We start from the raw sequence: 25,860 nt of genomic DNA, 5'->3' as shown, positions 1-25,860 counted from the left end.
GCCCGAGGCCCCGGATTCGCCCGACCCGGTCGCGGCATTCGCCCGTCCGGTGTGCAGAATGGGCCCCGCATCCGGCGTCTTCACTCTCGGGGGAATGTGACGTGTCCAGACTGAACCGGTGGTGCCTCGTCCTTGCCGTGGCCGCGCCCCTCGCACTCGCGGGCTGCAGCAGCGCACCGCCGCCGCTGGAGTTCGGCGCGGCGCAGCCCTCGGGCCCGAAGCTGGCCGCGCAGCCGGCCGCGAACGGCTCGCTGCCGCTCGCGCAGTGGCCCAACGCCTGCGAGGTGCTGAGCGACACGGAGATCAAGGCGATCCTCCCGCAGGCCACCGATGTCGAGCGGGACCCGGTGAAGGTCACGATCATCGACTTCAACCCGCTGTCCGAGTCCGCTCCCGACACCACCGGTGACGTCCCGGCGGGCGGCTGCGAGTTCAGGTTCGGAGTGCCGTCCGAGTACGAGAGCGAGCACAACAGCAGCGTCAAGGTCACCTTCACCGCGATCGCCGATCCGGCCCTCGTCGAGCAGAACTACGCCGAGGACCTCACGTCCGCGCGCAAGCGGGCGGGCGAGGGCACGTACAAGAAGGAGTTCCGGGACCTCGGCACTCGCTCGGAACCGACGGCTGCTTCCTGCCGGACGTCTCCGACGGGCCCACCTGCCACCAGGGCCCGTACCAGTTCGAGGTGAGCGGCATGTCCACCGCGGACGGTGTCGGCGAGTACCCGCAGTCGAAGCGGAACTGGACCGAGAAGGTGCTCACGCAGGTCGTCCAGACCCTGGGTCCCCGCATGCGATGACGGTCACCGGGCCGGTACCGGCGACCGCGGCGACGGCCGCCCGGTCGTGGTCGGTCCACTCCAGGAGCCGCAGTCCCTCCTGACCACCGGCCTTGAAGCGGGCCTCGCCGCGCACCCAGAGGCGGAGCAGCGCCGCGTCGGGGTCGGGCCCGGCCGTCGCCTCCCGCAGCTCGGCCGCGGGCAGGAGCCGGCGGAGTACGGGAAGGGGGCCGGGCCTGCGGGCCGCGGGCTCCACGTCGACGCCGACCGGGCCGGGGCCGACGGCCGCCGCCACGAGACCGTCGGCGTGGCTGAGGCTGACGCCGAGTTCCGGGTGCCCGCTCAGGTACGGGCGGCCGTGCCCGTACCGCCGGCATGCGGGGCAGTACTGCTCCGGTCCCGACGCCTCGGGAGCGAGCCCGGTGAACCGGGCGGCGCACATCCGGACGAGGAGGCGGGCCGCCAGGACGTCGTCGCGGCGGCCCGGCACCCGTATCCGGTCGAGCCGCCGCCGCTCCCAGGGCGCGAGCAGCCCCTCGTCCAGCGCGGGGTGGGCCAGGACCTCCCGGGTGGTCGCCACGACGGCAAGCAGGGGCGGTCGGTCACGTGGCGGCACTCAGGAAGCGCTCCTGGACGCGGCCGATGGTGCGGAAGTCGTCGATGGTGACCTCCTGGAGGTCGATGGAGCTGCCGGAGAGCTCCTCCAGGAGGTCGATGAACTCCAGGAAGTCCATCGAGTCGATGAGCCGGGCCTCGATGAGGTCCTCGTCGGTGTCGATCGGCCCGTCGAGACCGGGGTTCTTCTCGTGGAGCCACGCGGCGATGGGGTCCATGGGGTGGGGCGCTCCTTGCTGGGTGGAGGGTGCGCGGGGTGCGGACGCGGGCCGGACCCGACGGGAACGGCCGGACAGGCCCTAGGGGTGTCCTGCCGATCAGGCCGGGCTCGCGACGCCTGCTGGCACCGCGCCCTGATCCGGCCCGATCGACAGGACACCCTCTAGGCGCTCGCGTCGCGCAGCCGGTCGAGGGCCTGCTCGGGGGTGCCGTGGGCGAGGATCATCGCGTGCACCCAGCGCTCGACGCCGAAGGCGACGCAGGCGCTGTACGCGGGGCCCGCGGACCCCGCACGGATGTCGAGGCGCTCGCCGAAGAAGTTGCGGTGGCGGTTCACGGAGGCGATGGCCGTGCCGTCGGGGGCGCTGAACTCGTGCTTGACGGGGTCGAGCGCCATGAGCCGGGCGCGGGAGCCGCCCTTGTCGTAGAAGGGGTCGTCGGCCACGGCCCGGGACAGGTCGAGTCCGAGGCGTCCGGCCAGTTCGAGGATGAACTCGGCGCCCTGCTCCAGGTGTTCGAGGGAGCCCTGCTTGGTGCCGAGGTAGAGGACTTCGCGCATGTGGAAGCCCCACAGGCGGCGCAGTCCGTCGTAGTGGGTCTCGTTGCGGAAACAGCGGCCGGCCGCGGAGAGCCGCAGTCCGTCCTCGCCGACGTCCCGGCCCTCCAGGGAGAGCAGCAGGCCGTAGCAGGTGGCGGAGGGCAGGAGGTGGCCGGTCGGCCGGAGCGGCAGTTCGCCCGGCGACTCCCCCGTGGCGAGGCCGTCGAGCGCGTCGGGGGCGAACCGTCCGGCGGAGACGCCGAGATGGGGGAAGTTGCGGAAGAAGTCGAGGCGTGCGAGGCCCTCGACGGAGAGCAGCGGCGGGCCCACCACCTCGGGTGCGGAGAGGCGCGCGGCGAGACCGGTGAGCAGCTCGTCCAGGCCGTGCAGCAGGGCGGTGCGGACGGGGTCCAGGGTGATCAGGCCCGGGCCCGGGCTCTTCAGGCCGCCGTCCGGCAGGACGGTGGTACTGGGTGTGCTCATGGAAAACCGCTCCCTCTGGGCGTGGGCGAACAGTCAAGGCGTGGGGTCCTCGTCGACCACGGCACGGCGAAGAAGCCGCCTGATGCTCCATCAGGGACCGGACTGCGCATGGGGACCCTAAGCCAGCCCGTTGCTGGTTGTCTAGACCAAAGCCGCCGCGCCGCGATATGGGGCCGGCAGCTAACTCCACACAGGGAGACAGCACTTGACAGAAGTGATGGTCTAAACCAATTCTTCTGAACGACGTGGCCGACTGACCTCCGGCCACCGCCTCTGGAGGGACCCCATGACGACACCCGCTCCGCACCGCGCCGTCCGCCGCCCCTATCTGCACCGGGCGGCCTCGGACCTGCCGTACTTCAGCGCGGACGGCGAGTCGTACCTCGCCGCGACCACCCTGCGGGAGCTGAAGAAGTCGCGGCCGCTGCGGGTGCTGTCCGAGGAGAACTTCGCCCACTGGCAGACGGACGGCTACGTCGTCGTCCGCGAGGCGATCCCGGCCGAGGCGGCGCGGCGCCTGCTCGACTTCACCTGGGACTTCCAGGGCCTCGACCCCGACCGCCCGGACAGCTGGTACGAGGACCGGCCGTTCCGCTCCGAACTGGACCAGCAGCTCCACGTCTACGGCTTCGTGGAGGCGTACCACCACCAGCTCCTCTGGGAGAGCCGACAGGCCCAGCGCGTCTACGACGCCTTCGTGGACGTCTGGGACTGCGAGGAGCTGTGGGTCACCCAGGACCGGCTCAACCTCAACCCGCCCAACGTCCGCAACCGCGACCGCGCCCTGATCGAACCCACCGACCGGGGCTTCGACATCGAGCTGCACTGGGACATCGACACCACGCTCGGCGTGCCCCCGCAGCGGGTGCAGGGGATCATCGCGCTCAACGACACGCGCCCGGAGTCCGGCGGCTTCCAGTGCTGCCCGGAGCTCTTCCGGCGGTTCGAGGAGTGGAAGCCCGGCCAGCCGGCCGACCGGGATCCGATCCGCCCCGCCGTGGACCGGACGGAGTTCCCCGTCGTCCGCCCCGATCTGCGCCCCGGCGACCTGCTGATCTGGAACGGCCTCCTCGCGCACGGCGTGGCCCGCAACACCTCGGCGGACCAGGTGCGAGCCGTCCAGTACCTGTCGATGATGCCGGCCCTGGAGGAGCACGCGAAGCTGCGGAAGTCCCGCGTCGAGTCCTGGCGGCACCTGCGCACCCCGCGCTGGAACCGCACCCTGGTCGGCGACCCCGTCCTGCACGAGTCCAGGCGCTACCCCACGGCCACCCTGAACGAGCTCGGCAGCCGCCTCCTCGGGCTGACGTCCTGGAGCGACACGGGCAAGGTCACGGACGCGGGCGAGGAGCCGGCGTGCGCCGTGTCTGCCTGACCCTGCCCACCCACCGCGCCTGCCCCGACACGATCCGGGCGGTCGCGGAGGAAGCCGCCCACGGCGCCCGCCACTTCGACGTCGAGGTGCACCTGCTGATCCTGGACTCGTCCGCGGCCCCGGTGCTCGCCGAGCACCGGGAGGTGGTGGCGGCGCTCCCCCGCGTACCCGGCGTCGTCGTCCACCACCTCGACGAGGCCGCCCAGCGGGCCTTCCTGCGCGAGGCCATCACCCGGTCCGGCGTCGCCGAACCGGACCGGATGCTCGGTCTGATGCTGCCGTCCCGGGTGTCCTACGGCGCCTGCACCAACCGGGCCTTCCTGTTCGCGGAGGCGCTCGGCTGCGCGTCCGTGCACCGCAGGGACTCCGACAGCCGCTACCAGCACCTGGACGGGGAGCCGGTCTTCCCCCTGCACCACGAGCTCACGGCCCTGGGCCGGCCCGCCGCCGAGGTGGCGGGGCTCGTGTCCCGCAGCAGACTCGACCCCGCGTACGCCCACCGGCCGGTGGCGCTGGTCGGCGGCTCCTTCGTCGGCGAGATGTCCGTGGACGTCGCGGAGATCCGCCGGCTCGACCCGCTCGTCTACGAGGACGTCATCGGCCTGTCCGTACCGGACGGCTATCCGGAGATCTGGCGCAGGAACCTGATCGCCGAGTCGTTCCGTGGCGCCGGGACCACCGCGTACACCCGCGACCTCACCACGCTCACCACCGTCGGCCCCACCCGCGTCGACATGTGCAACATCGCCCTCGCCCGCGAGGTGTACGGCCGGGTGCCGCTGCCGCCCGCCACCGACACCATCGGCAGCGACTACTTCCTCCTCCATCTGGTCCACGACGCCCGGCTGCCCGGCGTGCTCCACAACCGGCACATCGTCAACTTCCACACCGGCGAGCGGCGTTCCGACAGCGGCTTCCTCGCCTACCAGCTGCGGTTCGCGAAGTTCCTGCTCGCGGCCCCGCAGCTCCACTCCGTGTACGCCGGGACGGCGGCGGCCGGCGAGTCGCTGCTCGACACCGGCGGCGGACTCCGCGCCTCCGCCGTCGCCGGTCTCGTCCGGGAGAGCGCGCGCGTCGACAGGGTGGAGCACACCGAGCGCCTCGACGTCGTCGACCGCTCCTACCGCAAGCTCGGCGGCCGCTACGCCGAGGCGGCGGACTTCCTCGCCGCCCGCCGCGAGCGGCTCGTCGACGAAGTCCGGGAGGACATGGCCGAGTTCGCCCTCCTGATCGACGCCTGGACGGCCCTTGCCGGCGAGACCGCATCGAAGGGCATCGCATGACGAAGACGTACACGGTCACCGTCCGCCACACGGGCGGCCGGCGGCGCCGGGGCCCGGTCACGATGGGCCAGGCCAACATGATCCGCTGCATGCTGCGGGACGAGCCCGAGCACATCAACATCCACGCCGTGTGGCCCGTGCCCGAGGGAACCGGGACGGAGTCGGCGATCGACGCGCTGCGCGCCCTGGTGGTGCGGCACGAGGCCCTGCGCACGACCTTCCCCCACGCGCCGGGCGAGGCACCGCGCGAGCAAGTCGTGGCGTCCGAGGGCGAGTTCACGGTCACGGTCATCGACCACGAGGAGCTCCCACCGGAGGCCGCCCGGTACGCGGACTCGGTGGCCCGGCGGGACCGCGCCGGCCGCTTCCACCTGGACCGGGACTTCGGCCTGCGGATCTCCCTCGTCGCCGTGGAGGGCGTGCCGCTGTTCGTCGCGCTCGCGGCGAGCCACGCCGTGACGGACATCAGCGCCCTCTCCGTCCTGGAGGAGGACTGGCGCGACCTGCTCGCCGGCCGGACGCTCCCCGCCGTGACGGCCTTCACCCCGCTCGACCTGGCCGCCGAGGAGGCGACCCCGGGCGGGCTCCGCAGGTCCGAGGCGTCCCTGCGGCACTGGGAACGGATCATCCGCACCGGCCCCCAGGCGATGTTCGCCGAGCCGGGTGCCGTGGGCGCCGAGGTCGAGGCGGAGCAGCTGACGCTCCGCTCGCTGCGGGGCGCCCGGGCGCTCGCCCTCGTGGCGGAGCGCACCGGAGGCCTGCCGTCCACGGTGCTGCTGACGGCCTGGTGCGCGCTGATCGCCCACCGTACGGGGCAGTCCTCCTGCGTCGCCGCCGTCCCGACCTCGAACCGGTTCCTGCCCCGGCTCGCCCGCTCGGTGAACACGGTGTCCCAGGACGCGCTGCTCTCCCTGGACGTCGGGGTGCCGTCCTTCGACGCCCTCCTGCGGAAGGCGTGGGGAGCGGCGCTCAACGCCTACCGGCACAGCCAGTTCGACGCGGTGCGTCTCTGGGAGATGATCGACGCCGTCACGTACGAGCGGGGCAGCCGCTTCGCCCGCGACGTCGTCTTCAACGACGTCAGCACGCTCCCGCAGGCCGGACCCACGGGCGAGGCCGACGGGCCCGACCTGGAAGTGGTGCGGGGTCCGGTCCAGGTGCTGCCGGCCCGCGTCCTGACCTTCGTCCACGAGACGGCGCCCGTGCTCCGGCTCGGGATGTGGGTCGATCCCGCGCTGTTCACGCCGGACGAGGCCGAGGGCTTCCTCACCGGTCTGGTACGGCTCCTGGAGGCGGCGGCACTGGAGGACGTGCCTCTGTCGGCGCTCACCGCGGTGACGGGCGTCCGGCCGGCCGAGCGGGGTGCGGACTGGACGCGGGTGGACGGCTGTTGGGTATCACCGCGCGAGGTCGCGGAAACCCTGGGCGGGGCGCTGGGAGGCGTACCCGTGCACGTGACGCCGGACGGCAACGGCCTCACGGCCTTCCTCGCCGCCGGCGACTCCCCGCTCACGCCCGCGCGTGCGCACGCCGCGCTCATGGAGGCCCTCCCCGGTCGTCCCGGCGTGCTGGCCCCGCGCCGGTACGTGATCGTGCGGGACGCGCCGCCACGGACGGACCTGACCGACGACTGGCTCCGGCAGCGGATTCTCACGGAAGGGGCCGGCCGGGACCGGCACAGGTGACATGACGACGAATGACGTAACCGCCCAGCGGGAGCAGAACTCCCTTCCCAGCCCGTGGCGTTCGCAGCGCTTCCGGCTGTTCTTCGCGGCCCGCAGCACCTCGCTGCTCGCCGACGGCATGCTGATGGTCTCGCTCACGACCGCCGTGCTCGGCGCGGGGTACGGGGCGGCGGGCGTGGGCTACGCGCTGGCCGCGTGGATGACGCCGATCGTCCTGCTCGTGCTGTTCGGCGGCGTGCTCGCCGACCGGTTCACCCCGCAGGTGATGATGGTCGGCGCCGACGTGGTGCGCATGGTGGCCATGCTGGCGCTCGCGGTGCTGCTCGCCTTCGGCGACATGCGGTTGTGGCACATGATGGCGCTGCTCGCGCTGAGCGGCGCCGCGACCGCCATGTTCCAGCCGGGTCTGGCGAGCCTGGTGCCCCGGGTCGCCGAGGACATCCAGCGGGCCAACGCGCTCCTGCGGATCTCCGAGTCGATCTGCACCCTGCTCGGCCCCGGTCTCTCCGGCCTGCTCGTGGCGTACTGGGACGTCGCCGGATCCTTCGTCGTCATCGCGGCCTTCTACGCGTGCAGCGCGCTCGGCCTGGCGCCGCTGCGGAAGCTCTGCACGGCCCGGGACGAGAGCGACGAGCCGATCCTGCGGCGCCTCGCCACCGGCTGGCACGAGTTCCGGTCCCGTTCCTGGCTGTGGGGGGTCATCGCCGTGTGGGCCGTCTACGGCCTGTTCGTCTTCGGTCCGGCCCTGCCGCTGGGCGCGGCGCTGCTCACCGAGCAGCACGGCGCGAGCGGCTACGGCTGGATCGCCTCCGCCGACGGCGCCGGGACGATCGTCGGCGGACTGCTCGGCATGCGGGTCCGGCCGCGCCGTCCGCTCGTCGCGGGCGCGTGCGCCATGTTCTTCTTCTCCCTCAACCCCCTGGCACCCGCCCTCGGGTGGTCGTTCACCGTCACGGCGGTCACCGGGGTCGTGGCCGGCTGCGGGTTCGCCTTCTGGGGCGTCATGTGGGCGACGAGCGTGCAGTCGCACATCCCCCTCGCCGTCCTGAGCCGTGTCTCGGCCTACGACGTCGCCGGCTCCATCATGGTCATCCCGCTCGGCCGCGCCCTGTCCGGCCCGGCCGCCGACAGCGTGGGCGCCGACCGCGTCCTGCTCTTCTCGTCGATCATGGGCCTCGTGCTGATCGCCGTCATGCTCTCCGTACCGGCCGTCCGCGCCCTGCGCCGGGCACCGGAGTGAAACTGCTGTGCGATTGTCGGTCACGCGTGATAGTCACTACGTCCACGGGGCGGGTGATCACTGACCGCCCCGTTCGCACACAGCAAGGGGTGGGGACATGGCGTTGCTCCGTGAATGGGGGCTCACGCTGGGGAAATGGGCGGGCCGGCCCGTGGCGCGGCTGGACAAGGACTCCGGCGATCCGGACGTCCGCCGCGTCCGGGAGGCCGCCCTCGCGGCGGACTGGGCCACGGTGCGGGAGGTGCTCGAAGCACGCCCCGAGAGCGAGGGCCGCACGGAGCTCCTGTGGGCCGTGGGTGACACCGCGGGGGTGGAGCGGTGGATCACCGAGGTCCTCGAAGCGGAGCCGGAGGCGGCGCTGCCCCGGCTCGTGGCCGGCATCCGCCACCTCAGCTGGGGGTGGGAGGCACGGACCGGCGCCCGCGCCAAGGACGTCACGCGTGCGCAGTTCGAGCTGTTCCACTCGCGGCTGCGCACGGCCGAGGAGTGGCTGTACGAGGCGGCCGAGCGCGAACCGCTGTGGTCCTCGCCCTGGTACGGCCTCCAGGTCACCGGGCGCGGCCTCGAAGTGGGCCAGGTCGTCGCGCGGCGCCGCTTCGAGGCGACGGTGCGGCGCGACCCGCAGCACCTGGAGGCCCATCAGCAGCAGTTGCAGCAGGTCTGCGACAAATGGGGCGGTTCCCACGAGGAGATGCACGCCTTCGCGCGCGCGTCCGCGTTCGGCGCCCCGGGCGGCACGCTCCTGGGGCAGCTCGTCGCCGTCGCGCACATCGAGGAGTGGCTCTCCCTCGACGCGGGCGCGGACGCCGCGTACATGCGCCGGCCCGAGGTGACGAAGTCCCTGCGGGAGGCGGCCGAGCACTCCTACCGGCACCCGGACTTCGTGCGGCGGGGCGCCTGGCTCCAGGTCCTCAACACCTTCGCGATGGCCTTCTCGCTGGCCGGGGAGCGGGACGCCGCCCGGGAGTGTTTCCGGGCCACCGAGGGGCGTGTCACCGAGTTCCCCTGGTACTACCTGGACGGCTCCGACCCCACCGCGGCGTACAGCAAGCTGCGTTCGTCGGCCGGCCGCTGAGCCGGGACACCCCGTCCCGCCGCCGCGCGCCGGCCGGGTCCCTGCGGTCCCGCAGACCGCGGGCGCGTCCCCGGCCGGGAAACCGCCGGCCCTCCCGTACCCCTTCCTTCCGCTTGCCGCCCGCGTCCTTCCCTGGCCGGGCGCACCCACCGAAAGACTCCGTCAGGTGCACCCTTCCGAGTCCGCCCACACGTTCCAGGTCGACCTGCGCGGCCTGGTCGACCTGCTCTCCCACCACCTCTACTCCAGCCCCCGCGTCTATCTGCGCGAGCTGCTGCAGAACGCCGTGGACGCCATCACCGCCCGGCAGGCGCTCACGCCCGGGGCTCCCGGCACCATCACGGTCCGCACCGGTGAGACCCTCACGGTCACGGACACCGGCGTCGGTCTGACCGAGGCCGATGTCCACCGGTTCCTCGCGACCATCGGGCGCAGCTCCAAGCGGACCGCCGACGGCGCCCTGGACGGCGCGGGTCTCGACGCCGCCCGCGGGGAGTTCATCGGCCAGTTCGGCATCGGTCTGCTCGCCTGCTTCGTCGTGGCCGACGAGATCACCGTGGTGAGCCGGTCCGCGGCCGACCCGTCGGCGCCCGCCGTCGAGTGGCGCGGCCACTCCGACGGCCGCTACACCATCCGGACCCTGCCGGCCTCGGCCGTGCCCGAGCCGGGCACCACCGTCCGTCTCACCCCGCGCGCCGACAACGCCGAGTGGACGAGCCCGGAGCAGGTCGTGTCGCTGGCCCGCCACTACGGCGGTCTGCTGCGGCACGAGGTCACCGTCGTCGGCCCCCGGGGCGAGACCCACCGGATCAACGAGGCGCCGCCGTGGGAGCGGGAGCACCGCTCCCCGCTGGCGCGCCGCGAGGCCCTCACCGCGTACTGCCGTGACCTCTTCGGCTTCACGCCGCTCGACAGCGTCGAGCTCGACCTGCCGGCGGCCGGTCTGCGCGGTGTCGCGTACGTGCTTCCGACGGCCGTCAGCCCGGCGCAGCGCGCGGGGCACCGGGTGCACCTCAAGGGCATGCTGCTCACCGACCAGGCGCCCGAACTGCTCCCGGAGTGGGCGTTCTTCGTGCGCTGCGTGGTCGACACGACCAGTCTGCGGCCGACCGCGTCCCGGGAGGCGCTGTACGAGGACGGCACGCTGTCCGCCGTACGGGACGCGCTGGGCGACCGGATCCGGGACTGGCTCACCGGGCTCGCCGCCAGCGACCCGTCGCTCCTGCACCGCTTCATCGACACCCACCACCTGGCGGTCAAGGCGCTCGCCCGCTACGACGACGAGCTGCTGCGCATCGTGCTGCCGTGGCTGCCGTTCGAGACCACCGACGGCAACGTCACCCTGGAGGAGTTCGTACGGACGCACCCGACGGTCCTGGTCGCGCGCAGCGTCGAGGAGTTCCGTCAGGTCGCGCCGATCGCCTCGGCCGCGGGTCTGGGCGTCGTCAACGGCGGCTACACCTACGACCGGGACCTGGTGCACCGGCTGCCCGAGATCCGTCCGGGCACGACGGTCACGGACCTCGACCCGGCCACGGTCACCGCGCATCTCGACGCCGTCGACCCGACCGCCGAACTGCGCGCCGCGGCCTTCCTCGCGATCGCCCGCGAGACGATCGCGGTCCACGACTGCGACGTCGTCCTGCGCGACTTCCAGCCCGTCACCGCGCCCGCTCTGCTCCTGGACAACCGGGAGGCGCGCCACGAGCGGACCAGGTCCGGCCTCGCCGCCGACAGCGACGGACTGTGGGCCGACATCCTCGGCTCGCTGCGCCAGGAGACCCCGCGCGCCCAGCTCGTCCTGAACCACCTCAACCCGCTGGTCCGGCAGGCGATCACCATCGCCGAACGCGGCCTGGCCGTGACGACCGCCGAGGCCCTCTACGGCCAGGCGCTGCTGCTCAGCCGCCGGCCGCTGCGGGCGAGCGAGAGCGCGCTGCTCAACCGGGCCTTCATCGGTCTGCTCACCCACGCCATGCACCACCCCGGCCCGGACGCCCCCGGCACCGAGCCCCGGAAGGAACTGTAGAGATGCTGGACACCCCCGAGGCCGTCGTCGAGGCGCTGCGCGAGAACCACGGCCGTCCCTACGGGCTGCAGCGGACCATCACCGCCGAGGAGCTCGTCGAGGCCGCCGAGCCCTTCGAGAAGCCGGACACGCTCGTGACGGCCCTCCTGGAGCTGATGGAGGCCTACGAGTTCACCGGCGAGCACCGCAAGTCGCCGGTCGTCTTCGCGCGGCTGCTCAAGCTGTGGGACACCGCCCCCGAGTCCTTCAGCCAGTGGGAGGCCCACCAGATCTTCTGGCGCTTCAAGTGGGTGACGACGTCCCTGCTGCAGGTGCCCGAGCTGCCGCTGCCCACCGTCCGCGGCTGGATCGACCAGATGCGCGACCGGTACGAGAAGGCCGGGCACGGTATGCAGCCGGTGGCCGCGATGCGCTATCACGTCGCGGTCCACACCGGCGCGGGTGTCGTCGAGGCCCACGAGCTGTGGGCGACCCGTCCCCGGACCGAGCTCAGCGACTGCGAGGCCTGCGAGACCCGGCACTTCGCCCGGCGCCAGGTGGCGGCGGGCGACGACGCCGGCGCCCTGGACACCTGGCAGCCGGTCTTCGGACACGTCCAGACCTGCTCCGAGGAGCCGCAGGCCAGCCAGGCGCAGGCGCTGCTGCCACTGCTGCGTCTCGGCCGCGCGGACGAGGCCCGCTCGCACCACCTCACCGGCTACCGGCGGGTGCGCGGCAACACCGGCATGCAGGAGGAGGTCGGCCTGCACCTGGAGTTCTGCGCGCTCTCCCGCAACGAGGGGCGCGGCCTGGAGATCCTCGCGGAGAACCGTCCGCTGTTCGAGGCGGACGGCGGCCCGCTGGCCCACCTGGAGTTCCTCACCGGCGTCGAGGTGCTGCTCGCCCGGCTGGTCGAGGACGGGCACACGGACACCCCCGTGGCCGGCCCGCCCGGCCGGAACTGGACGGCGGGCGGGCTCCTCGCCCACGTCCGCGCCGAGGCGGACCGGCTCACCGCCGCCTTCGACGCGCGCAACGGCACCTCGGCCGTCGGCGACCGGCGCGGTGCGCGACTCGCCCGCCGCCCGCTGCTCGACGAGCCGCTGCCGCTGGGCCTGCGGGCGTCCGCCGTCCGCGCCCCGGCGGTGTCGGGTGCGCCGGCCCCGGCGCCCGCCGCGGCCACCGGGCCGGAGATTCCCGGGGACTTCGTGGAGCTGGTGCGCGAGGCGCGGCGTCTGGCGCGTGTGGGGCATCCCGGCGACGACCGGCTCTGGTCCCGCATCGAGGAGCGGCTCGCCGACGGGTCCGCCGCCCACGACGACCGGCTCGGCCCCGAGGACCTGCTGCGGGCAGAACTCGCCGCCCAGCGGGCGTACACGCTCACCCGGGCGAACCGGGACGCGGAGGCGATCGCCGAGCTGGAGCGGGCCACCGTCCTCTACGAGGGCATCGGGATGCCGTGGCAGGCGCTGTCCACCCGCAGCCGCGCCCTCGCGTGGGCGGCCGCGCCGGACGTGACGGAGGGCGCGGCGCTGCCGGACGCCGAGGCGGTCCGGTCCGGCCTGGACGAGGTCCTGCGCGCGGCGGAGCGGCTCACGACCGAGGCCCCGCTCACGGGCGGGGCACTCGGGGAGGGCGAGGCCGTGGCCGGCGACGAGGCGGCGCTCGACCGCCGGCTCGCGTACCTCGCCGTGCTGTACTCCCGCACGTTCGCCGCGTACCAGGAGGTGGTGCGGACGTTCCCGGAGCTCTCCGATGCCGCCCTGGAGCGGTTCGAGGAGTGCGCCGGCACGATGCGCGCCGAGGCGGAGCGCCTCTCCCTCCCCCACCACGTGGCCAATGTGCGTCAGTTCGTCGCCGAGGTGGCCGGCCGACGCGGTGACATGGCCGGCGCCGAGGCAGAGCTGCGGGCCGCTCTGGTGGACAACGAGGCGGCGGAGCGCCCCTGGCGCAGTGGGCGTCCGCGCGCCCTGCTCGCCCAGTTCCTCCTCGCCCGGGAGGAGCCGGCGGAGGCGGCCGAGCTGCTGCACCGGGCGATCGCGGACGCCGCGCGGTACGACGACGCCGACTTCCCGCTGGCTCCGACGTACAGCCTGCTCGGCCACGCGGCCACGCACCTCGGGGACACCGCCGGCGCCGTGCGCCATCTGTCGGAGGCGGCCACGCGGTTCGACCAGGACGGGTCGCCCGACGAGGCCACCGACGTACGGCTCCAGCTCGCCGACGTCCTGGGCCGCTCGGGGCAGCAGGCGGACGCCGTCGCCGTACTGGAGTCCGTCCTCGCCGACGAGGCGGCCGCCACGATCGGCGAACGGCCGCTGGCCCAGGCGCGGCTGAACCTCGGGCGCGGGCTGCGGGAGCTGGAGGAGCACCTGGCCGCGGCCGAGGAGTTCCTGCGGCTCGCGGACACCGTCGCCGGGTGGGAGGACCGCGGTCCGCTCCTGACCCTGGTGGCGGCCGAGGCGGCGATCACGCTGGCGCTCGCCGACCGCTGGGACGCGGCGGACACCGCGTACGCACGCGCTCTCGCCGCGCACGCCGAGGCGCCGCATCCGCACCTGATCGCGCACATGGCGCGCGAGTTCGCCCGGCTCACCATGGCGGCCCGGAACGCCGAGGGGCTCGACGCGGCCCTGGAGCACCTGGCGCGGGCGGACGCGGTGCTCGCCGCCGTGCCGGAGGACACCGAGGGCTTCGCGTCCTGGTACGAGAGCGGCGAGGTGCACTACCGCAGGGCCCGCGTCCTGGCGGAGGCGGAGCGATTCGAGGAGGCCCTCGCCGAGGCGGAGGCCGCGATCGCCGCCCATGAGCGGGGCGGGGACGAGGGAGAGGTGCCGCGTGCCGAGGCCGTGCGGATCGCCGCCCTGATCGAGGGGAACGGTCTCGGCCGGATCCAGGAGGCGGCCGCCCGGCTGACGGCGGCGGCCGCGCGCTGCCGGAAGGCGGACCTCGCGGAGGCCGCCGAGATCCTCGACGCCCTGCGGCAGCAGTACCGGTCCCGCGCAGGGAGCTGACCGGCCTGAAGCCCGCCGCCCCGGCAGATCGGGGCGGCGGGCTTCAGGGTCCGGTGAGCACCATCGCGAGAGCCACCAGGGCGAGCAGCCCGAGGTACGCGCACGCGTGGACGCGGTCCGGGATGCGGGGCGGGCGGCGGCGCAGGACGGCGATGACCGGCAGGGCTCCGAGGAGCAGGGCCCCCGCCGCGTACGGGTCGACGAGGCCCACCAGGCCGGTGCCGCCGGCCGTGGCGGCCGGAGGCGGGGAACCGGCGAGGGAGACCGCGACGGCCGGGAGCGCGACGGCGAGGGTGAGCGGGTTGGCGAGCGCGGTCGCCACGCGCATCGGGTGACCGGCCCGGCGCAGCGCGGGGACGGTCATCACGCTGCCGCCGACCCCGAGGAAGGCGGCGACCGCGCCGATCGGGGCGCCCGCGGTCGCCGGCAGCGGTCTCGGGGCCCGCACCGGCTCCGTGCCCGGCCCGCTCGCGGCGCGGAGGAAGCCGGGCCGGAGCAGCAGGTCGAGGGCGGTCAGGGCGGTGTAGGCGACGAACGCCCAGCGGGCCAGGGCCGGCGGGGCGAATCGGGAGGCGTACGCCCCGGCGCAGGCGCCCGCCGCGAGCAGGGGCAGCAGCGCGCCGCTGCCGCGCAGGGCGAGGAGCACGGTCCGTGGGGTGACGGCCGTGGCGAAGGCGGCGTTCGCGAGCATCACCAGGGCCGAGGTGGCGGTGGCCACCGGGACGGCCGTCGGCCCGAGGGCGGCGTCCGCCCACACCACGACCGGAACCGCCACGAACCCGCCGCCGAACCCGAACAAGACCGTCGTCGCTCCGGTGAGGAGCCCGATCGCCATCAGCATCACCACGTCCATGGGTCAAGACCACCAGTTCGCCGAGGGTTCCCGCATGCGATGGTCGGCAGGATTCCTTCGCGTCTCGGCCGGTACGGTGGTCCGGTGAAGAACATCCCGCTGGACTCCGTCGACCATCTCGACCGGGCCGTCCTGCCGATCGGCACCGACTACGCGGCCGGGCAGGTGCTGGACTGGCACGAGCACCGGCGGGCGCAGTTCCTCTACGGGGCGACCGGCGTCATGGTCGTCGAGACCGCCGACGGCACGTGGACGGTCCCGCCCGAGCGGGCCGTCCTGATCCCGGCCGAGACCCCGCACCGGGTCCGGATGCTCAGGGTGAGCACGCGCAGTCTGTACGTGGAGCCGGGCGCCGTCCCGTGGTGGCCGGTGCGCTGCACGGTCGTGGACGTGCCGCCGCTGCTGCGCGAACTGCTGCTGGCGGCGGTCGAGTTCGCGGCCGACTACAGCCTGTCGGGGCGTGAGGGCGCCATCGCGACGCTGCTGCTGCACGAGATCGCCGCGCGCTCCCCGCTCCCCTTCCATGTCGGGATCCCCGCCTCCGCGGACCTCGCGGCGCTGTGCCGGGAGTATCTGGCCGCGCCGGACGCCACGGTCACCAACACCGACTGGGCGGCCGTGACCGCGCTGAGCGAGCGGGCGTTCACCCGGCGGTTCCGTGCGGAGACGGGCGAGAGTCCCGCCGTCTGGCGGTCCCGCGCCCGGCTCCTGGCGGCCGTCCCCCTGCTGCGTACCGCGACGGTCAGCGAGGTCTCCGGCCGCCTGGGTTATGCCTCCCCGGCCGCGTTCACGGCCGCCTTCACCCGCACCTTCGGCGCGCCACCGTCCCGCTTCACGGCGGTCCGGGGCTGACGTCAGCGGGGGTTGTTTGCGTGGGTGAGGGTCTCCCAGGCGACGAAGAGGTTGTTCGTGCCCGCCGGCCGGCTGGTCTCGGTGAGCTTCTGGGTGTTCGTCATGGCGTACCCCAGGCGGTTGTGCAGCGCGTTGAAGCCGACTTCGGTGACGGGTCCGAGGTGGTCCTTGAGGGTGCCGCCGCAGAGCCAGGACGGGACGGGCTCGCCGAGTTCGTACTTCGCCTGGAGGCCGAGGGCGTGGCGCAGCCGGTCGGCGACCTCGGGGTAGAGGTCCTGGCCCTGGATCCGGCTCGTCTCGGCGATGTGCGAGATCGCGGAGAGACCGTAGCCGGTGTGGGTGAGGTCGCGGCAGGTCTCCTGGGTGAGGCCGTCGACGAAGGTGGTCTGCCCCTGCCAGTAGCGGACGATCTCGTCGCGGGTGTCGAGCCCGCTGCCCGGCGCGGCCTTCGGCAGGGCGCCGTCGCTCGTGAGGTAGATGTACGCGGGGACCCGGCCGCGGAACTTGGTGACGGCCTTGTCGTAGGCGGCGCGGTCCTCCAGGAAGACGGCGATGCCGATCGCCGCCTCGGTCATGCTGAGCTCCCAGTTGCCGTTGGACTGGGAGCCGTTGGTCACCTCGGGGAGGTAGACGTTCCTCAGCATGGTCTTGAAGCGGTCGACGCGGTCCTGCGGCCAGCCGGTGTAGGTGTACCGGATGATCTCGGCGGCCCGCGGCCAGGAGGAGCCGGCCCAGCCCGTCTGGAGGGGCGCGTTGGAGTTGGTGTGGTCGGTGATCACCGCGGACCAGGCGTCCATGATCTCGATCGCCTTCTCGGCGTACCGGCTGTCGCGCGTGACGTACCAGGCGAGGGAGAGCGTGTACGCGGCGAGGGCGTCCTCGCGTTCGTCGGTGCAGCCGTAGTTGGGGTTCGAGTACGAGCCGCACTCGACGACCGCCCGGGGCTTCGGGACCCGGGCGAGGGAGGCGTACTTGCTCGCCAGCATCTGCTCGTAGGCAGCCTTCCAGGGCTGCGCCCCGGCGGTGACCTGTTCCCGGGTGAAGTCGAGCTGCCCCCGGGAGACCAGGACGCCGGGGTGGACGAAGGTGGTCGGGGCGGCTTCGGCGCGGCCGCCTCCGGGTGCGGCGACCAGAGCGGCCAGGAGGCCGGCGAGGAGCAGGGGGGCGGTGAACCGTCGGGTCATGGAGTTACCCCTTCTTCACGTATGTGAACGGACAAGGGCTGTCGAGGGGGAAACCTAAAGGTCTGCACCAGAGGCGTCAAGACGGCTCGTTCACGCCGGATCCCCTCCATGACCCATCCACAGGGCCACCGCACGAGGGCGGAACGTTCATATCCGTGAATCGGCTGGAAATGATCACGGCGGCCCGTGTCGTGGGAGCGGGCCCGCCTTCCGTACGATTCCCCCCGTTGTCACTCTTACGTCTGAAGGAGATCCCCATGGCCCAGGTCACGCTGAAGGGCAGCCCCGTGCAGGTCAACGGCGCTCTGCCGGCCCCCGGCAGCCAGGCCCCCGACTTCACGCTCGTCGCCGAGGGGCTGGCGGACAAGTCGCTCAAGGACTTCGCCGGTCAGCGGAAGGTCCTCAACATCTTCCCGAGCGTCGACACCCCGACGTGCGCCTCCTCCGTCCGCGCGTTCAACGAGAGGGTTGGGCAGCTGGACAACACGGTCGTCCTCTGCATCTCGGCCGACCTGCCCTTCGCGCAGGCCCGCTTCTGCGGCGCCGAGGGCCTCGAGAACGTCAAAAACCTCTCGACGCTCCGCGGCCGCGAGTTCCACACCAACTACGGCGTGGAGATCGCGGACGGGCCGCTGGCCGGCCTGACCGCCCGTGCCGTCGTCGTCCTCGACGAGAACGACACGGTGCTGCACGCGCAGCTCGTGGGCGAGATCGCCGACGAGCCGAGCTACGAGGACGCGCTCTCCGTCCTGAAGTAGTCCGCACCGAAGCGGGACACACGGAGGAGCCCTCCACCGACACCGGTGGAGGGCTCCTGCCGTCTCTCCGCACTCAGGCGCAGCCCGGACAGAGCCCCCGGTACGTGACGTCCGCCGTCGACACCGTGAAACCGAACCGCTCCGCGGCCGGCAGAACGGCGAGCGGGTCCCCCGTCGGGTGGACGTCGCGGATGATCCCGCAGTTCGAGCAGACCAGGTGCTGGTGCGGGTGGTGCGCGTTCGGGTCGTACCGCTTGGCCCGGCCGTCCGTGGAGAGTTCCACGACCTCCCCCAGAGCCACCAGCTCGCCGAGGGTGTTGTAGACCGTCGCCCGGGCGATCTCCGGCAGGCGCACGACCGCGCGCGCGTGGACCTCGTCCGCCGTGAGGTGCACATGATCCCCGGCCAGCACCTCCGCGACCACGCGGCGCTGGGACGTCATCCGCCAGCCACGCGCGCGCAGTCGCTCCAGCAGGTCACTCATGTCTCACCTCATCGGCATCGGCAAACTTGGCGTGCTTCTTGACTTGGACAACGTCCATCGTAGGATCGGTTTCGAAGATGGCCAAGGGACAGGAAGACTCCAGCACGGCGGGAGAAAGCACACGTGAGACCCGCGCGAGGCCCGTCCGCCGAACGCACTTCCTGAGCACTGTGTCCGCCAGGTCCGGAAGGATTCCCATGTCTGAGAACCACGAAGCAATCCCCACCGACGCGAACGCGGAGGGCGCGGGCGGTTGTCCCGTCGCGCACGGGCGTGCCGCACACCCCACCCAGGGAGGCGGCAACAGCCAGTGGTGGCCGAACCGGCTCAACCTGAAGATCCTCGCCAAGAACCCCGCAGTGGCCAACCCGCTCGGTGAGGACTTCGACTACGCGAAGGCCTTCGAGAGCCTCGATCTCCCTGCCGTGAAGCAGGACATCGCCGAGGTCCTGACCACCTCCCAGGACTGGTGGCCCGCCGACTTCGGCCACTACGGCCCGTTCATGATCCGCATGGCCTGGCACAGCGCCGGCACCTACCGCATCAGCGACGGCCGCGGCGGCGCCGGCGCCGGACAGCAGCGGTTCGCTCCGCTGAACAGCTGGCCGGACAACGGCAACCTGGACAAGGCGCGCCGTCTGCTGTGGCCGGTGAAGAAGAAGTACGGCCAGAACATCTCCTGGGCCGACCTCATGATCCTCGCGGGCAACGTCGCCCTGGAGTCGATGGGCTTCGAGACCTTCGGCTTCGCCGGCGGCCGCGCGGACGTGTGGGAGCCCGACGAGGACGTGTACTGGGGCCCGGAGACCACCTGGCTCGGCGACGAGCGCTACACCGGCGACCGCGAGCTGGAGAACCCGCTCGGCGCGGTGCAGATGGGCCTCATCTACGTCAACCCGGAGGGCCCGAACGCCAACCCGGACCCGGTCGCCGCGGCCCGCGACATCCGCGAGACCTTCCGCCGGATGGCGATGAACGACGAGGAGACCGTCGCCCTCATCGCGGGCGGCCACACCTTCGGCAAGACCCACGGCGCCGGCCCGGCGGACAACGTGGGCGCGGACCCGGAGGCCGCCTCCCTGGAGGAGCAGGGCCTCGGCTGGAAGAGCACCTTCCGCTCCGGCAAGGGCCCCGACGCCATCACCAGTGGTCTGGAGGTCACCTGGACCACCACGCCGACCCAGTGGGGCAACGGCTTCTTCAAGAACCTCTTCGCGTACGAGTACGAGCTGAGCAAGAGCCCGGCGGGCGCCCACCAGTGGGTCGCCAAGAACGCCGAGGCGATCATCCCGGACGCGTACGACCCGGAGAAGAAGCACCTCCCGACCATGCTCACCACCGACCTGTCGCTGCGCTTCGACCCGGTCTACGAGCAGATCTCGCGGCGCTTCTACGAGAACCCGGCGGAGTTCGCGGACGCCTTCGCCCGCGCCTGGTACAAGCTCACCCACCGCGACATGGGCCCGGTCGTCCGTTACCTCGGCCCCGAGGTCCCGTCCGAGGAGCTCCTCTGGCAGGACCCGCTGCCGGCGCGCACCGGCGAGCTCGTCGACGCCGCGGACATCGCCTCCCTCAAGGAGAAGATCCTCGGCTCGGACCTCACGGTCACCCAGCTGGTCTCCGCCGCCTGGGCCGCCGCCGCCTCCTTCCGCGGCAGCGACAAGCGCGGTGGCGCCAACGGCGGCCGCATCCGCCTGGAGCCGCAGCGCAACTGGGAGGTCAACAACCCGGACGAGCTGGCGCAGGTGCTGCGCGTCCTGGAGGGCGTCCAGGAGTCCTTCAACTCCGCGCAGAGCGGCGGCAAGCAGGTCTCCCTCGCCGACCTCGTCGTCCTCGCGGGCGTCGCGGCGGTCGAGAAGGCGGCCGCGGACGCGGGCCACTCCGTCGAGGTGCCGTTCACGCCGGGCCGTGTGGACGCCGCCCAGGAGCAGACGGACGTCGAGTCCTTCGCCGCCCTGGAGCCGGCCGCGGACGGCTTCCGCAACCACCTGGGCAAGGGCAACCGCCTCCCGGCCGAGTACCTGCTCATCGACAAGGCGAACCTGCTCACCCTGAGCGCGCCCGAGCTGACCGTCCTCGTCGGCGGCCTGCGCGCCCTGGGCGTCACCCAGCCGCAGTCCTCGCTCGGTGTCCTCACCGAGACGCCCGGCAGGCTGACGAACGACTTCTTCGCCAACCTGCTCGACCTGGGCACGGAATGGAAGTCCACCTCCGCCGACCAGAACACCTTCGAGGGCCGTGACACGGTCACCGGCGCGGTCAAGTGGACGGGCAGCCGGGCCGACCTGGTCTTCGGCTCCAACAGCGAGCTCCGCGCGCTGGCCGAGGTCTACGCGAGCGACGACGCGAAGGCGAAGTTCGTGCAGGACTTCGTGTCGGCGTGGGACAAGGTGATGAACCTGGACCGGTTCGACATCGCCTGATCCTCACCGTGACACCGGGGCCGGCCCGGGTGGCTTCCACGCCACCCGGGCCGGCCCTTCTCGTCGCCGACACCCGTCCCGTATCGCTCTTCTGACGCCGCATGAGACAACCGACGGGTGTCGTTCACCGTCCTCACGAAACGAGAGTGGCACCGGGGAGGCCGGGCGACCGGCCTCCTCCCGCTGCCACGAAGAGACCGATCGTGAGGAAGACCGCTTTGATACGTGTCACACGCGGCGTGACCACCGCCGTGGCGTTACTCGCGCTGACGGCGGCGTCGCCCTGGCCGGCGTCCGCGCAGCCTTCACCCGGATCACCGCAGACCGAACCGTCCTCTGCGGCGTCCCAGGGGAGCCGGCTCGGGGACCTCACCCTCCCCGAGGGCTGGCAGGTCACCGGAACCGGTGCGGACAGGCAGCTGGTCTGGACGGCGCCCGAACGCATCCCCGCGGGCGACGCCCGGGTCGAGTTCCACGCCGGCGACCGGCTCCTCGGCCGCCCGGTCGCCCGGCCGGACGGGCGCTCCTTCGCCCTGCCCCTCGGGGACGTACGGCTCGAAGAAGGCATGCAACTGCGGGTGACGGCCGGCGGGCGGCGACTGGACGCGGCGGGACGCGCCGATGCCGCCACCGAGCGGCCCCTCGCCCCCGCCGCCGTCCCGCCGGCCCCGCTCCCCGCGAACCCGGTCGACCCCGGAGTCCCGGGCCGCTACCGGACCGTCAGCGGCGAGTACGCTCTCAGCTCCGTACGCCTGCCCGGCCTCCCGCAGCCCGTCGAGATGCGCGCCACCGTCGTCGGCCCGGCCGGAGCGCCGGGGAAGCGACCGGTCGCCCTCTTCCTGCACGGCCGCCACGACACCTGCTACACCCCCGGGACGGAGGACGTCCGGATCACCTGGCCGTGCCCGGCGGGCACGCGGCCGATCCCCAGCGAGCAGGGCTATCTGCGCACCCAACGGCTCCTGGCCTCCCAGGGGTACGTGACGGTGTCCATCGCCGCGAACGGCATCAACGGCCAGGACGGGGACCTGGAGGACGCCGGCGCCCAGGCCCGCTCCTCCCTGGTCCGGCTGCACCTCGCCCGCTGGGCGGACTGGTCCGCGCACCGGGCCGGCGCCCCCGCGGCCGTACGGAAGACCGCGCCCGCCGACCTCTCGCGGGTGCTCCTGGTCGGCCACTCCCGGGGCGGCGAGGGTGTCAACCGGGCCGCGCTCGACAGCCTGAACCCGCCGCCCGCCGCCCAGGACGGCTACCGGGGCCCCGTACGGTGGAAGATCCGCGGCAATGTCCTCATCGGGCCCACGGTGTTCGGCCAGAACCCGGCTCCCGACGTGCCCTCCACGACCATCCTGCCTGGCTGTGACGGCGACGTGTTCGACCTCCAGGGCCAGATCTACGTCGACGGCACCCGTGGTGTCAGCAAGGGCGCCGCCCTGCACAGCGCGGCCTATTTCGTCGGCGCCAACCACAACTTCTTCAACAGCGAGTGGACTCCGGGGCAGGCGAAGGCACCGGCCATCGACGACTTCTCGTCCGAGGACGGGGCCGACCCGGTCTGCTCCCCCGGCACCGCGACCCGGCTGACGGCCACGCAGCAGCAGGCCGCGGGCGCCACCTACATCGCGGCCTCCGCCCGGCTGTTCGTCGGGGGTGACGACGCGGTCCGGCCGCTGCTCGACGGCACCGGCCGCCGCGCGCCCTCGGCGGGACCGGCGCGGGTCCTCACCCACGCCGTCGGCGCCCACCGCACCCCGGCGTTCCTGCCGGGTTCCTCGGTCACCGTCTCCGGCGGCGGCCGGCTGTGCGCCCAGATCGACCCGGACGCCGCCCGCGCCTGCCTCGCGCCCGAGGCGGGCTGGTCGCCGCACTTCGCGTACTGGGAGGCCTCTCCCGAACCGGGCCGCGACGCCGTGGCCATGAAGTGGACGGGCACGGGAAGCCCGGTCGCGGTCCACTCGGCGCGTCCGGTCTCCCTCGCGGGCGCCGAGTCCCTGGCGCTGCGCGTGATCGTCCCGCCGAACAGCACCGGCACCGAACTGGACGTCGCCCTGACCGACGCCTCGGGCCGCCGCGCGGCCCTGGGCCGCACCCGCGTCGACGGACTGCCCGGCAGCCCGCGCACGGCCGCGTACTGGAGCCGCGAGATCCGCGTACCGCTGGCCGCGGCGGCCCGGGCGGGCCTGGACCTGAAGCGGATCGGCGCGCTCGAACTGACCCCGCGCGGCGGCGCCGGCAGCGCCTGGCTGATGGACGCGTGGGGCTGGCGTCCCGGCACCCCGGCGGTGAACCCGGCACCCCTCACGCGCGTCGACGTCGGCCGCCTGACGGTCGCGGAGGGGAACTCCGGGGTCCGGACCTACCGGGTGCCGGTGACGGTCTCCGGCCGGGGCAGCGGTCAGGTCCGCCTGTTCGTGCCCGTGCCGGGCACCGACCAGGTCACGTCCCGCACCGTGACGGTGCGTCCAGGACGCCATGACATCGACGTGCCGGTCGAGGTGCGGGGCAACAGGCGCTACGGCTACGACGTGCGGCACGACGCCTTCGTCAAGGCGGTGCGCGGCACTGTCGTCGGAGCGCACCGGGGCGGCGTGACCGCACGGAACGACGACGCCATGCCCACCGTGCGCCCGACGCCCGTCGCCGACGACGTGACCGAGGGCTCGGCGCTGAGCTGGAAGGTGACGCTCTCCGAGCCTGCCGATGCCGAGATCTCGGGCCAGATCCGCCTCAAGCCGGTGACCGACGGCCCGGAGCTCTCCACGGCGGACGTCGACCCGGCCTGGCTGGAGGAGCAGTTCGGCGGGGTGCCGAATCCGGCCCGGCCGCTGTCCGGTGTGACGGAGGACGGCACAAGCCTGTGGTTCTCCGTCCCCGCCGGTGAGACGACCGCACTGGTGACCGTCCCCACCGTCCGGGACGGGGTGGCGGAGCCGATGGAGTCCCTCCGGGCCCAGCTGTTCACGCACGACGAGACGTGGGAGCCGGTCCCGGGCCCGGAGTTCACGGGCAGGGTGCGGGACGCGGCGTGAACTGACCCGCCCGCCCCTGAGATGGCGCCATGTGGCACCAGCTGGTGCCACATGGCGCCATTTCGCATCACCAGCCACAGTCACATCCATCCGACACCACGCAGATCCACCAAGACGCCATCACGTTTACGCAGGTCGGAGCAGGTTTCAGCAACGAACACCCCCTTGACTTCACCGCAGCGCTTGCACATGGCGCCATAGTGGTGCCATCATGACGTCATGGACCTCACCCCGTATGTCGACAACCTCCGCCGCGAACTCGCGGTGGCCGCCGAAGCCGGTGGCGAAGAGGCACGCGAGCTGGCCGAGCGCCTCACCGCTCCCCTGGAGTCGGCGGCCCGGCTGACCATGCTCAACGTGCTCTCCGCCGCGACCGACGAGATCACCCGTGAACTCGCTCCCGGTTCGGTCGACGTACGGCTCCGGGGCCTCGACCCCGACTTCCTGGTGACGCTCCCGGCCGCCATCGGCGCCCCCGTGGAGCCGGACACCGCCGCCGAACCGCTGCCGGCACCGGCTCTCGCCGAGGGCGACGAAGGCGGCACCGCCCGTGTCAACCTGCGCCTGCCGGCCCACCTCAAGACCCGCGCCGAGGAGGCCGCGGCCCGCGAGGGCCTGTCGGTCAACGCGTGGCTCGTGCGGGCCGTGTCGGCCGCGGTCGGCGGCGGCACCCGACCGCGTACCCCGGAGAAGCCCCAGACCTTCGGACAGAGCATCACGGGCTGGGTGCGCTAGCCACGCCCACGGCCCGCACCGCACCACCCGCACCACTTCACCGACACCACGTCCCACCTGCGGGGACGACCTGAAGACTCAAGAGGACGGGACAGCCATGCCTTCTTTCAACACTCCCGAACCGATCTCGGCCACGGCGCGCGTGGAGGCCGGTTCCATCCAGTTCATCGCGGGCGACCGCGCCGACACCGTCGTCGAGGTGCGGGCGCGCAACCCCAAGAAGGACCTGGACGTGAAGACGGCCGACCAGACCGAGGTCACGTACGCGAGCGGCGTACTGACCGTCAGGACGCCGAAGTCCAACATGTTCGGACGCACCGGCGTCGTCGACGTCACGGTCGAACTCCCCGCCGACTCGCGGGTCGAACTGACCGGCGCCTGGACCCAGGTGCTCGGCGAGGGCCGGCTCGGCGAGGTCCGCGTGAAGACCTCGGCCGGCGACGCCCGCTTCGACACCACCGGCCCGCTGCACCTGACCGCCTCGCACGGCTCGATCACCGTGGACCGGGTCGAGGGCAGGGCCGAGATCACCACCGGCTCCGGCAGCCTGCGCGTCGGCCTCGTCGACGGCCCCGCCATCCTCAAGAACTCGCACGGCACCACGACCGTCCGCGCCGTCACGGGCGACCTGCGGGTGAGCGGCGCCAACGGTGACATCGAGGTCGACCGCGCCGAGGCCTCGGTCGTCGCCACCACCGCCCACGGCACCCTGCGCATCGGCGAGGTGGCGAGCGGCAGCGTCCAGCTGGAGACCTCCTACGGCGCCATCGAGGTCGGCATCCGCGAGGGTGTCGCCGCCTGGCTCGACGCCCACTCGGCCTCCGGCCAGGTGCGCAACGCGCTCACCGCGTCCGAGACCCCGGCGAAGACCGAGGACACCGTCGAGGTCCGCGCCCGCACCAAGCACGGCAACATCGACATCCGCCGCGCCAGGGCCTGAGCACCACCTCGCCGACCGGCCGGTCCCCACCTCACCCCATCCCCTCACCCTTCCTCAGGAGGGCCCCATGCCTTCTTCTGTCATGCCCATGCCCGGCCAGGCCGACGGCCGCCCGTCGTCGGCCGCCGTCTCCGCGACCGGCCTCCGCAAGTCCTACGGCGACAAGGTCGTGCTCGACGGCATCGATCTCCGCATCCCCGAGGGCACGATCTTCGCGCTGCTCGGCCCGAACGGCGCGGGCAAGACGACGGCCGTGAAGATCCTGTCCACGCTGATCACCGCCGACGGC

General features: G+C 73.1%; 21 protein-coding genes. 15 read left to right on the top strand and 6 right to left on the bottom strand.

The features are described from left to right. Window positions 1-101: 101 nt before the first annotated feature. The gene (locus tag AC07AW_RS12185) at window positions 102-689 is read left to right on the top strand and encodes a hypothetical protein (protein WP_478815366.1); all 588 of its coding nucleotides are present in this window, start codon (window positions 102-104) and stop codon (window positions 687-689) included. Window positions 690-758: 69 nt separating this feature from the next. Here AC07AW_RS12185 and AC07AW_RS12180 read toward each other — a convergent pair whose 3' ends face one another. The 3 genes from AC07AW_RS12180 to AC07AW_RS12170 form a co-directional block, all read right to left on the bottom strand. Continuing rightward, window positions 759-1,394, bottom strand: coding sequence for a 4'-phosphopantetheinyl transferase family protein (locus tag AC07AW_RS12180; protein WP_478815365.1), 636 nt, complete (start codon window positions 1,392-1,394; stop codon window positions 759-761). Next, window positions 1,381-1,611 carry an acyl carrier protein gene (locus AC07AW_RS12175; RefSeq protein WP_392160794.1) on the bottom strand — a complete coding sequence of 77 codons (231 nt, stop codon included), beginning with the start codon at window positions 1,609-1,611 and terminating at the stop codon, window positions 1,381-1,383. Before AC07AW_RS12175 ends, AC07AW_RS12180 begins: the two co-directional genes overlap by 14 nt. A 164-nt stretch (window positions 1,612-1,775) precedes the next feature. After that, window positions 1,776-2,633, bottom strand: a complete 858-nt coding sequence (locus AC07AW_RS12170) for a class-II aminoacyl-tRNA synthetase family protein (RefSeq protein ID WP_478815364.1) — start codon at window positions 2,631-2,633, stop codon at window positions 1,776-1,778. Window positions 2,634-2,919: 286 nt separating this feature from the next. On the opposite strand from AC07AW_RS12170, the gene AC07AW_RS12165 reads away from it, so the two are divergent. The 7 genes from AC07AW_RS12165 (at window position 2,920) to AC07AW_RS12135 (ending at window position 14,313) form a co-directional block, all read left to right on the top strand. Beyond that, complete coding sequence (locus tag AC07AW_RS12165; RefSeq protein ID WP_478815363.1) at window positions 2,920-4,008, top strand: phytanoyl-CoA dioxygenase family protein; 1,089 nt, start codon at window positions 2,920-2,922, stop codon at window positions 4,006-4,008. Beyond that, window positions 3,990-5,291, top strand: coding sequence for a DUF6271 family protein (locus tag AC07AW_RS12160; RefSeq protein ID WP_478815362.1), 1,302 nt, complete (start codon window positions 3,990-3,992; stop codon window positions 5,289-5,291). The genes AC07AW_RS12165 and AC07AW_RS12160 overlap by 19 nt, the downstream gene beginning before the upstream one ends. Next, a complete protein-coding gene (locus tag AC07AW_RS12155; protein WP_478815361.1) occupies window positions 5,288-6,976 on the top strand; it encodes a condensation domain-containing protein in 1,689 nt (562 codons plus the stop codon). The genes AC07AW_RS12160 and AC07AW_RS12155 overlap by 4 nt, the downstream gene beginning before the upstream one ends. A gap of 1 nt (window position 6,977) precedes the next feature. After that, the gene (locus AC07AW_RS12150) at window positions 6,978-8,216 is read left to right on the top strand and encodes an MFS transporter (RefSeq protein WP_478815360.1); all 1,239 of its coding nucleotides are present in this window, start codon (window positions 6,978-6,980) and stop codon (window positions 8,214-8,216) included. 97 nt (window positions 8,217-8,313) lie between these two features. Next, the gene (locus AC07AW_RS12145; protein ID WP_478815359.1) at window positions 8,314-9,291 is read left to right on the top strand and encodes a hypothetical protein; all 978 of its coding nucleotides are present in this window, start codon (window positions 8,314-8,316) and stop codon (window positions 9,289-9,291) included. A gap of 166 nt (window positions 9,292-9,457) precedes the next feature. Beyond that, the gene (locus AC07AW_RS12140) at window positions 9,458-11,320 is read left to right on the top strand and encodes an HSP90 family protein (RefSeq protein WP_478815358.1); all 1,863 of its coding nucleotides are present in this window, start codon (window positions 9,458-9,460) and stop codon (window positions 11,318-11,320) included. A gap of 2 nt (window positions 11,321-11,322) precedes the next feature. Next, window positions 11,323-14,313 carry a hypothetical protein gene (locus AC07AW_RS12135; protein WP_478815357.1) on the top strand — a complete coding sequence of 997 codons (2,991 nt, stop codon included), beginning with the start codon at window positions 11,323-11,325 and terminating at the stop codon, window positions 14,311-14,313. A gap of 43 nt (window positions 14,314-14,356) precedes the next feature. Here AC07AW_RS12135 and AC07AW_RS12130 read toward each other — a convergent pair whose 3' ends face one another. Further along, window positions 14,357-15,166 (bottom strand): TSUP family transporter, encoded by an 810-nt coding sequence (locus AC07AW_RS12130; RefSeq protein WP_478815356.1) that lies wholly within the window; start codon window positions 15,164-15,166, stop codon window positions 14,357-14,359. Window positions 15,167-15,250: 84 nt separating this feature from the next. Here AC07AW_RS12130 and AC07AW_RS12125 point away from each other — a divergent pair, with 84 nt between their 5' ends. Next, window positions 15,251-16,018, top strand: a complete 768-nt coding sequence (locus tag AC07AW_RS12125; protein WP_478815355.1) for an AraC family transcriptional regulator — start codon at window positions 15,251-15,253, stop codon at window positions 16,016-16,018. Window positions 16,019-16,020: 2 nt separating this feature from the next. On the opposite strand, the gene AC07AW_RS12120 is transcribed toward AC07AW_RS12125, so the two are convergent. Continuing rightward, window positions 16,021-17,202 carry an alginate lyase family protein gene (locus tag AC07AW_RS12120; RefSeq protein ID WP_478815354.1) on the bottom strand — a complete coding sequence of 394 codons (1,182 nt, stop codon included), beginning with the start codon at window positions 17,200-17,202 and terminating at the stop codon, window positions 16,021-16,023. A 257-nt stretch (window positions 17,203-17,459) separates the two neighbouring features. Between AC07AW_RS12120 and tpx the strand changes: the two genes are divergently transcribed. Then, window positions 17,460-17,960, top strand: a complete 501-nt coding sequence (gene tpx, locus AC07AW_RS12115; RefSeq protein WP_478815353.1) for a thiol peroxidase — start codon at window positions 17,460-17,462, stop codon at window positions 17,958-17,960. A gap of 73 nt (window positions 17,961-18,033) precedes the next feature. Here tpx and AC07AW_RS12110 read toward each other — a convergent pair whose 3' ends face one another. Then, entirely contained in the window at window positions 18,034-18,444 is a 411-nt protein-coding gene (locus AC07AW_RS12110) for a Fur family transcriptional regulator (RefSeq protein ID WP_478815352.1), read from the bottom strand. Window positions 18,445-18,641: 197 nt separating this feature from the next. Between AC07AW_RS12110 and katG the strand changes: the two genes are divergently transcribed. From katG to AC07AW_RS12085, 5 genes are all read left to right on the top strand, one after another. Continuing rightward, window positions 18,642-20,867 carry a catalase/peroxidase HPI gene (gene katG / locus AC07AW_RS12105; RefSeq protein WP_478815351.1) on the top strand — a complete coding sequence of 742 codons (2,226 nt, stop codon included), beginning with the start codon at window positions 18,642-18,644 and terminating at the stop codon, window positions 20,865-20,867. 218 nt (window positions 20,868-21,085) lie between these two features. Continuing rightward, window positions 21,086-23,896, top strand: a complete 2,811-nt coding sequence (locus tag AC07AW_RS12100) for a hypothetical protein (RefSeq protein ID WP_478815350.1) — start codon at window positions 21,086-21,088, stop codon at window positions 23,894-23,896. Between the two features lie 219 nt (window positions 23,897-24,115). Further along, the gene (locus AC07AW_RS12095) at window positions 24,116-24,631 is read left to right on the top strand and encodes a hypothetical protein (RefSeq protein ID WP_478815349.1); all 516 of its coding nucleotides are present in this window, start codon (window positions 24,116-24,118) and stop codon (window positions 24,629-24,631) included. Window positions 24,632-24,728: 97 nt separating this feature from the next. Then, window positions 24,729-25,571: a DUF4097 family beta strand repeat-containing protein gene (locus AC07AW_RS12090; RefSeq protein ID WP_478815348.1), complete on the top strand. Its 843-nt coding sequence runs from the start codon at window positions 24,729-24,731 to the stop codon at window positions 25,569-25,571. 67 nt (window positions 25,572-25,638) lie between these two features. Continuing rightward, window positions 25,639-25,860: ATP-binding cassette domain-containing protein (locus AC07AW_RS12085; protein ID WP_478815347.1), on the top strand; the 222-nt coding region annotated here is incomplete at its 3' end.

This window comes from Streptomyces sp. NPDC044003, from assembly GCF_056435185.1.
This window is presented reverse-complemented; position numbering and strand designations above follow the sequence as displayed.

Coding starts and splice junctions, on each gene's coding strand:
- AC07AW_RS12175 (WP_392160794.1), bottom strand. CDS start 1,611: ATGGACCCCATCGCCGCGTGGCTCCACGAGAAGAACCCCGGTCTCGAC.
- AC07AW_RS12170 (WP_478815364.1), bottom strand. CDS start 2,633: ATGAGCACACCCAGTACCACCGTCCTGCCGGACGGCGGCCTGAAGAGC.
- AC07AW_RS12165 (WP_478815363.1), top strand. CDS start 2,920: ATGACGACACCCGCTCCGCACCGCGCCGTCCGCCGCCCCTATCTGCAC.
- AC07AW_RS12155 (WP_478815361.1), top strand. CDS start 5,288: ATGACGAAGACGTACACGGTCACCGTCCGCCACACGGGCGGCCGGCGG.
- AC07AW_RS12150 (WP_478815360.1), top strand. CDS start 6,978: ATGACGACGAATGACGTAACCGCCCAGCGGGAGCAGAACTCCCTTCCC.
- AC07AW_RS12145 (WP_478815359.1), top strand. CDS start 8,314: ATGGCGTTGCTCCGTGAATGGGGGCTCACGCTGGGGAAATGGGCGGGC.
- AC07AW_RS12135 (WP_478815357.1), top strand. CDS start 11,323: ATGCTGGACACCCCCGAGGCCGTCGTCGAGGCGCTGCGCGAGAACCAC.
- AC07AW_RS12130 (WP_478815356.1), bottom strand. CDS start 15,166: ATGGACGTGGTGATGCTGATGGCGATCGGGCTCCTCACCGGAGCGACG.
- AC07AW_RS12120 (WP_478815354.1), bottom strand. CDS start 17,202: ATGACCCGACGGTTCACCGCCCCCCTGCTCCTCGCCGGCCTCCTGGCC.
- tpx (WP_478815353.1), top strand. CDS start 17,460: ATGGCCCAGGTCACGCTGAAGGGCAGCCCCGTGCAGGTCAACGGCGCT.
- AC07AW_RS12110 (WP_478815352.1), bottom strand. CDS start 18,444: ATGAGTGACCTGCTGGAGCGACTGCGCGCGCGTGGCTGGCGGATGACG.
- katG (WP_478815351.1), top strand. CDS start 18,642: ATGTCTGAGAACCACGAAGCAATCCCCACCGACGCGAACGCGGAGGGC.
- AC07AW_RS12095 (WP_478815349.1), top strand. CDS start 24,116: ATGGACCTCACCCCGTATGTCGACAACCTCCGCCGCGAACTCGCGGTG.
- AC07AW_RS12090 (WP_478815348.1), top strand. CDS start 24,729: ATGCCTTCTTTCAACACTCCCGAACCGATCTCGGCCACGGCGCGCGTG.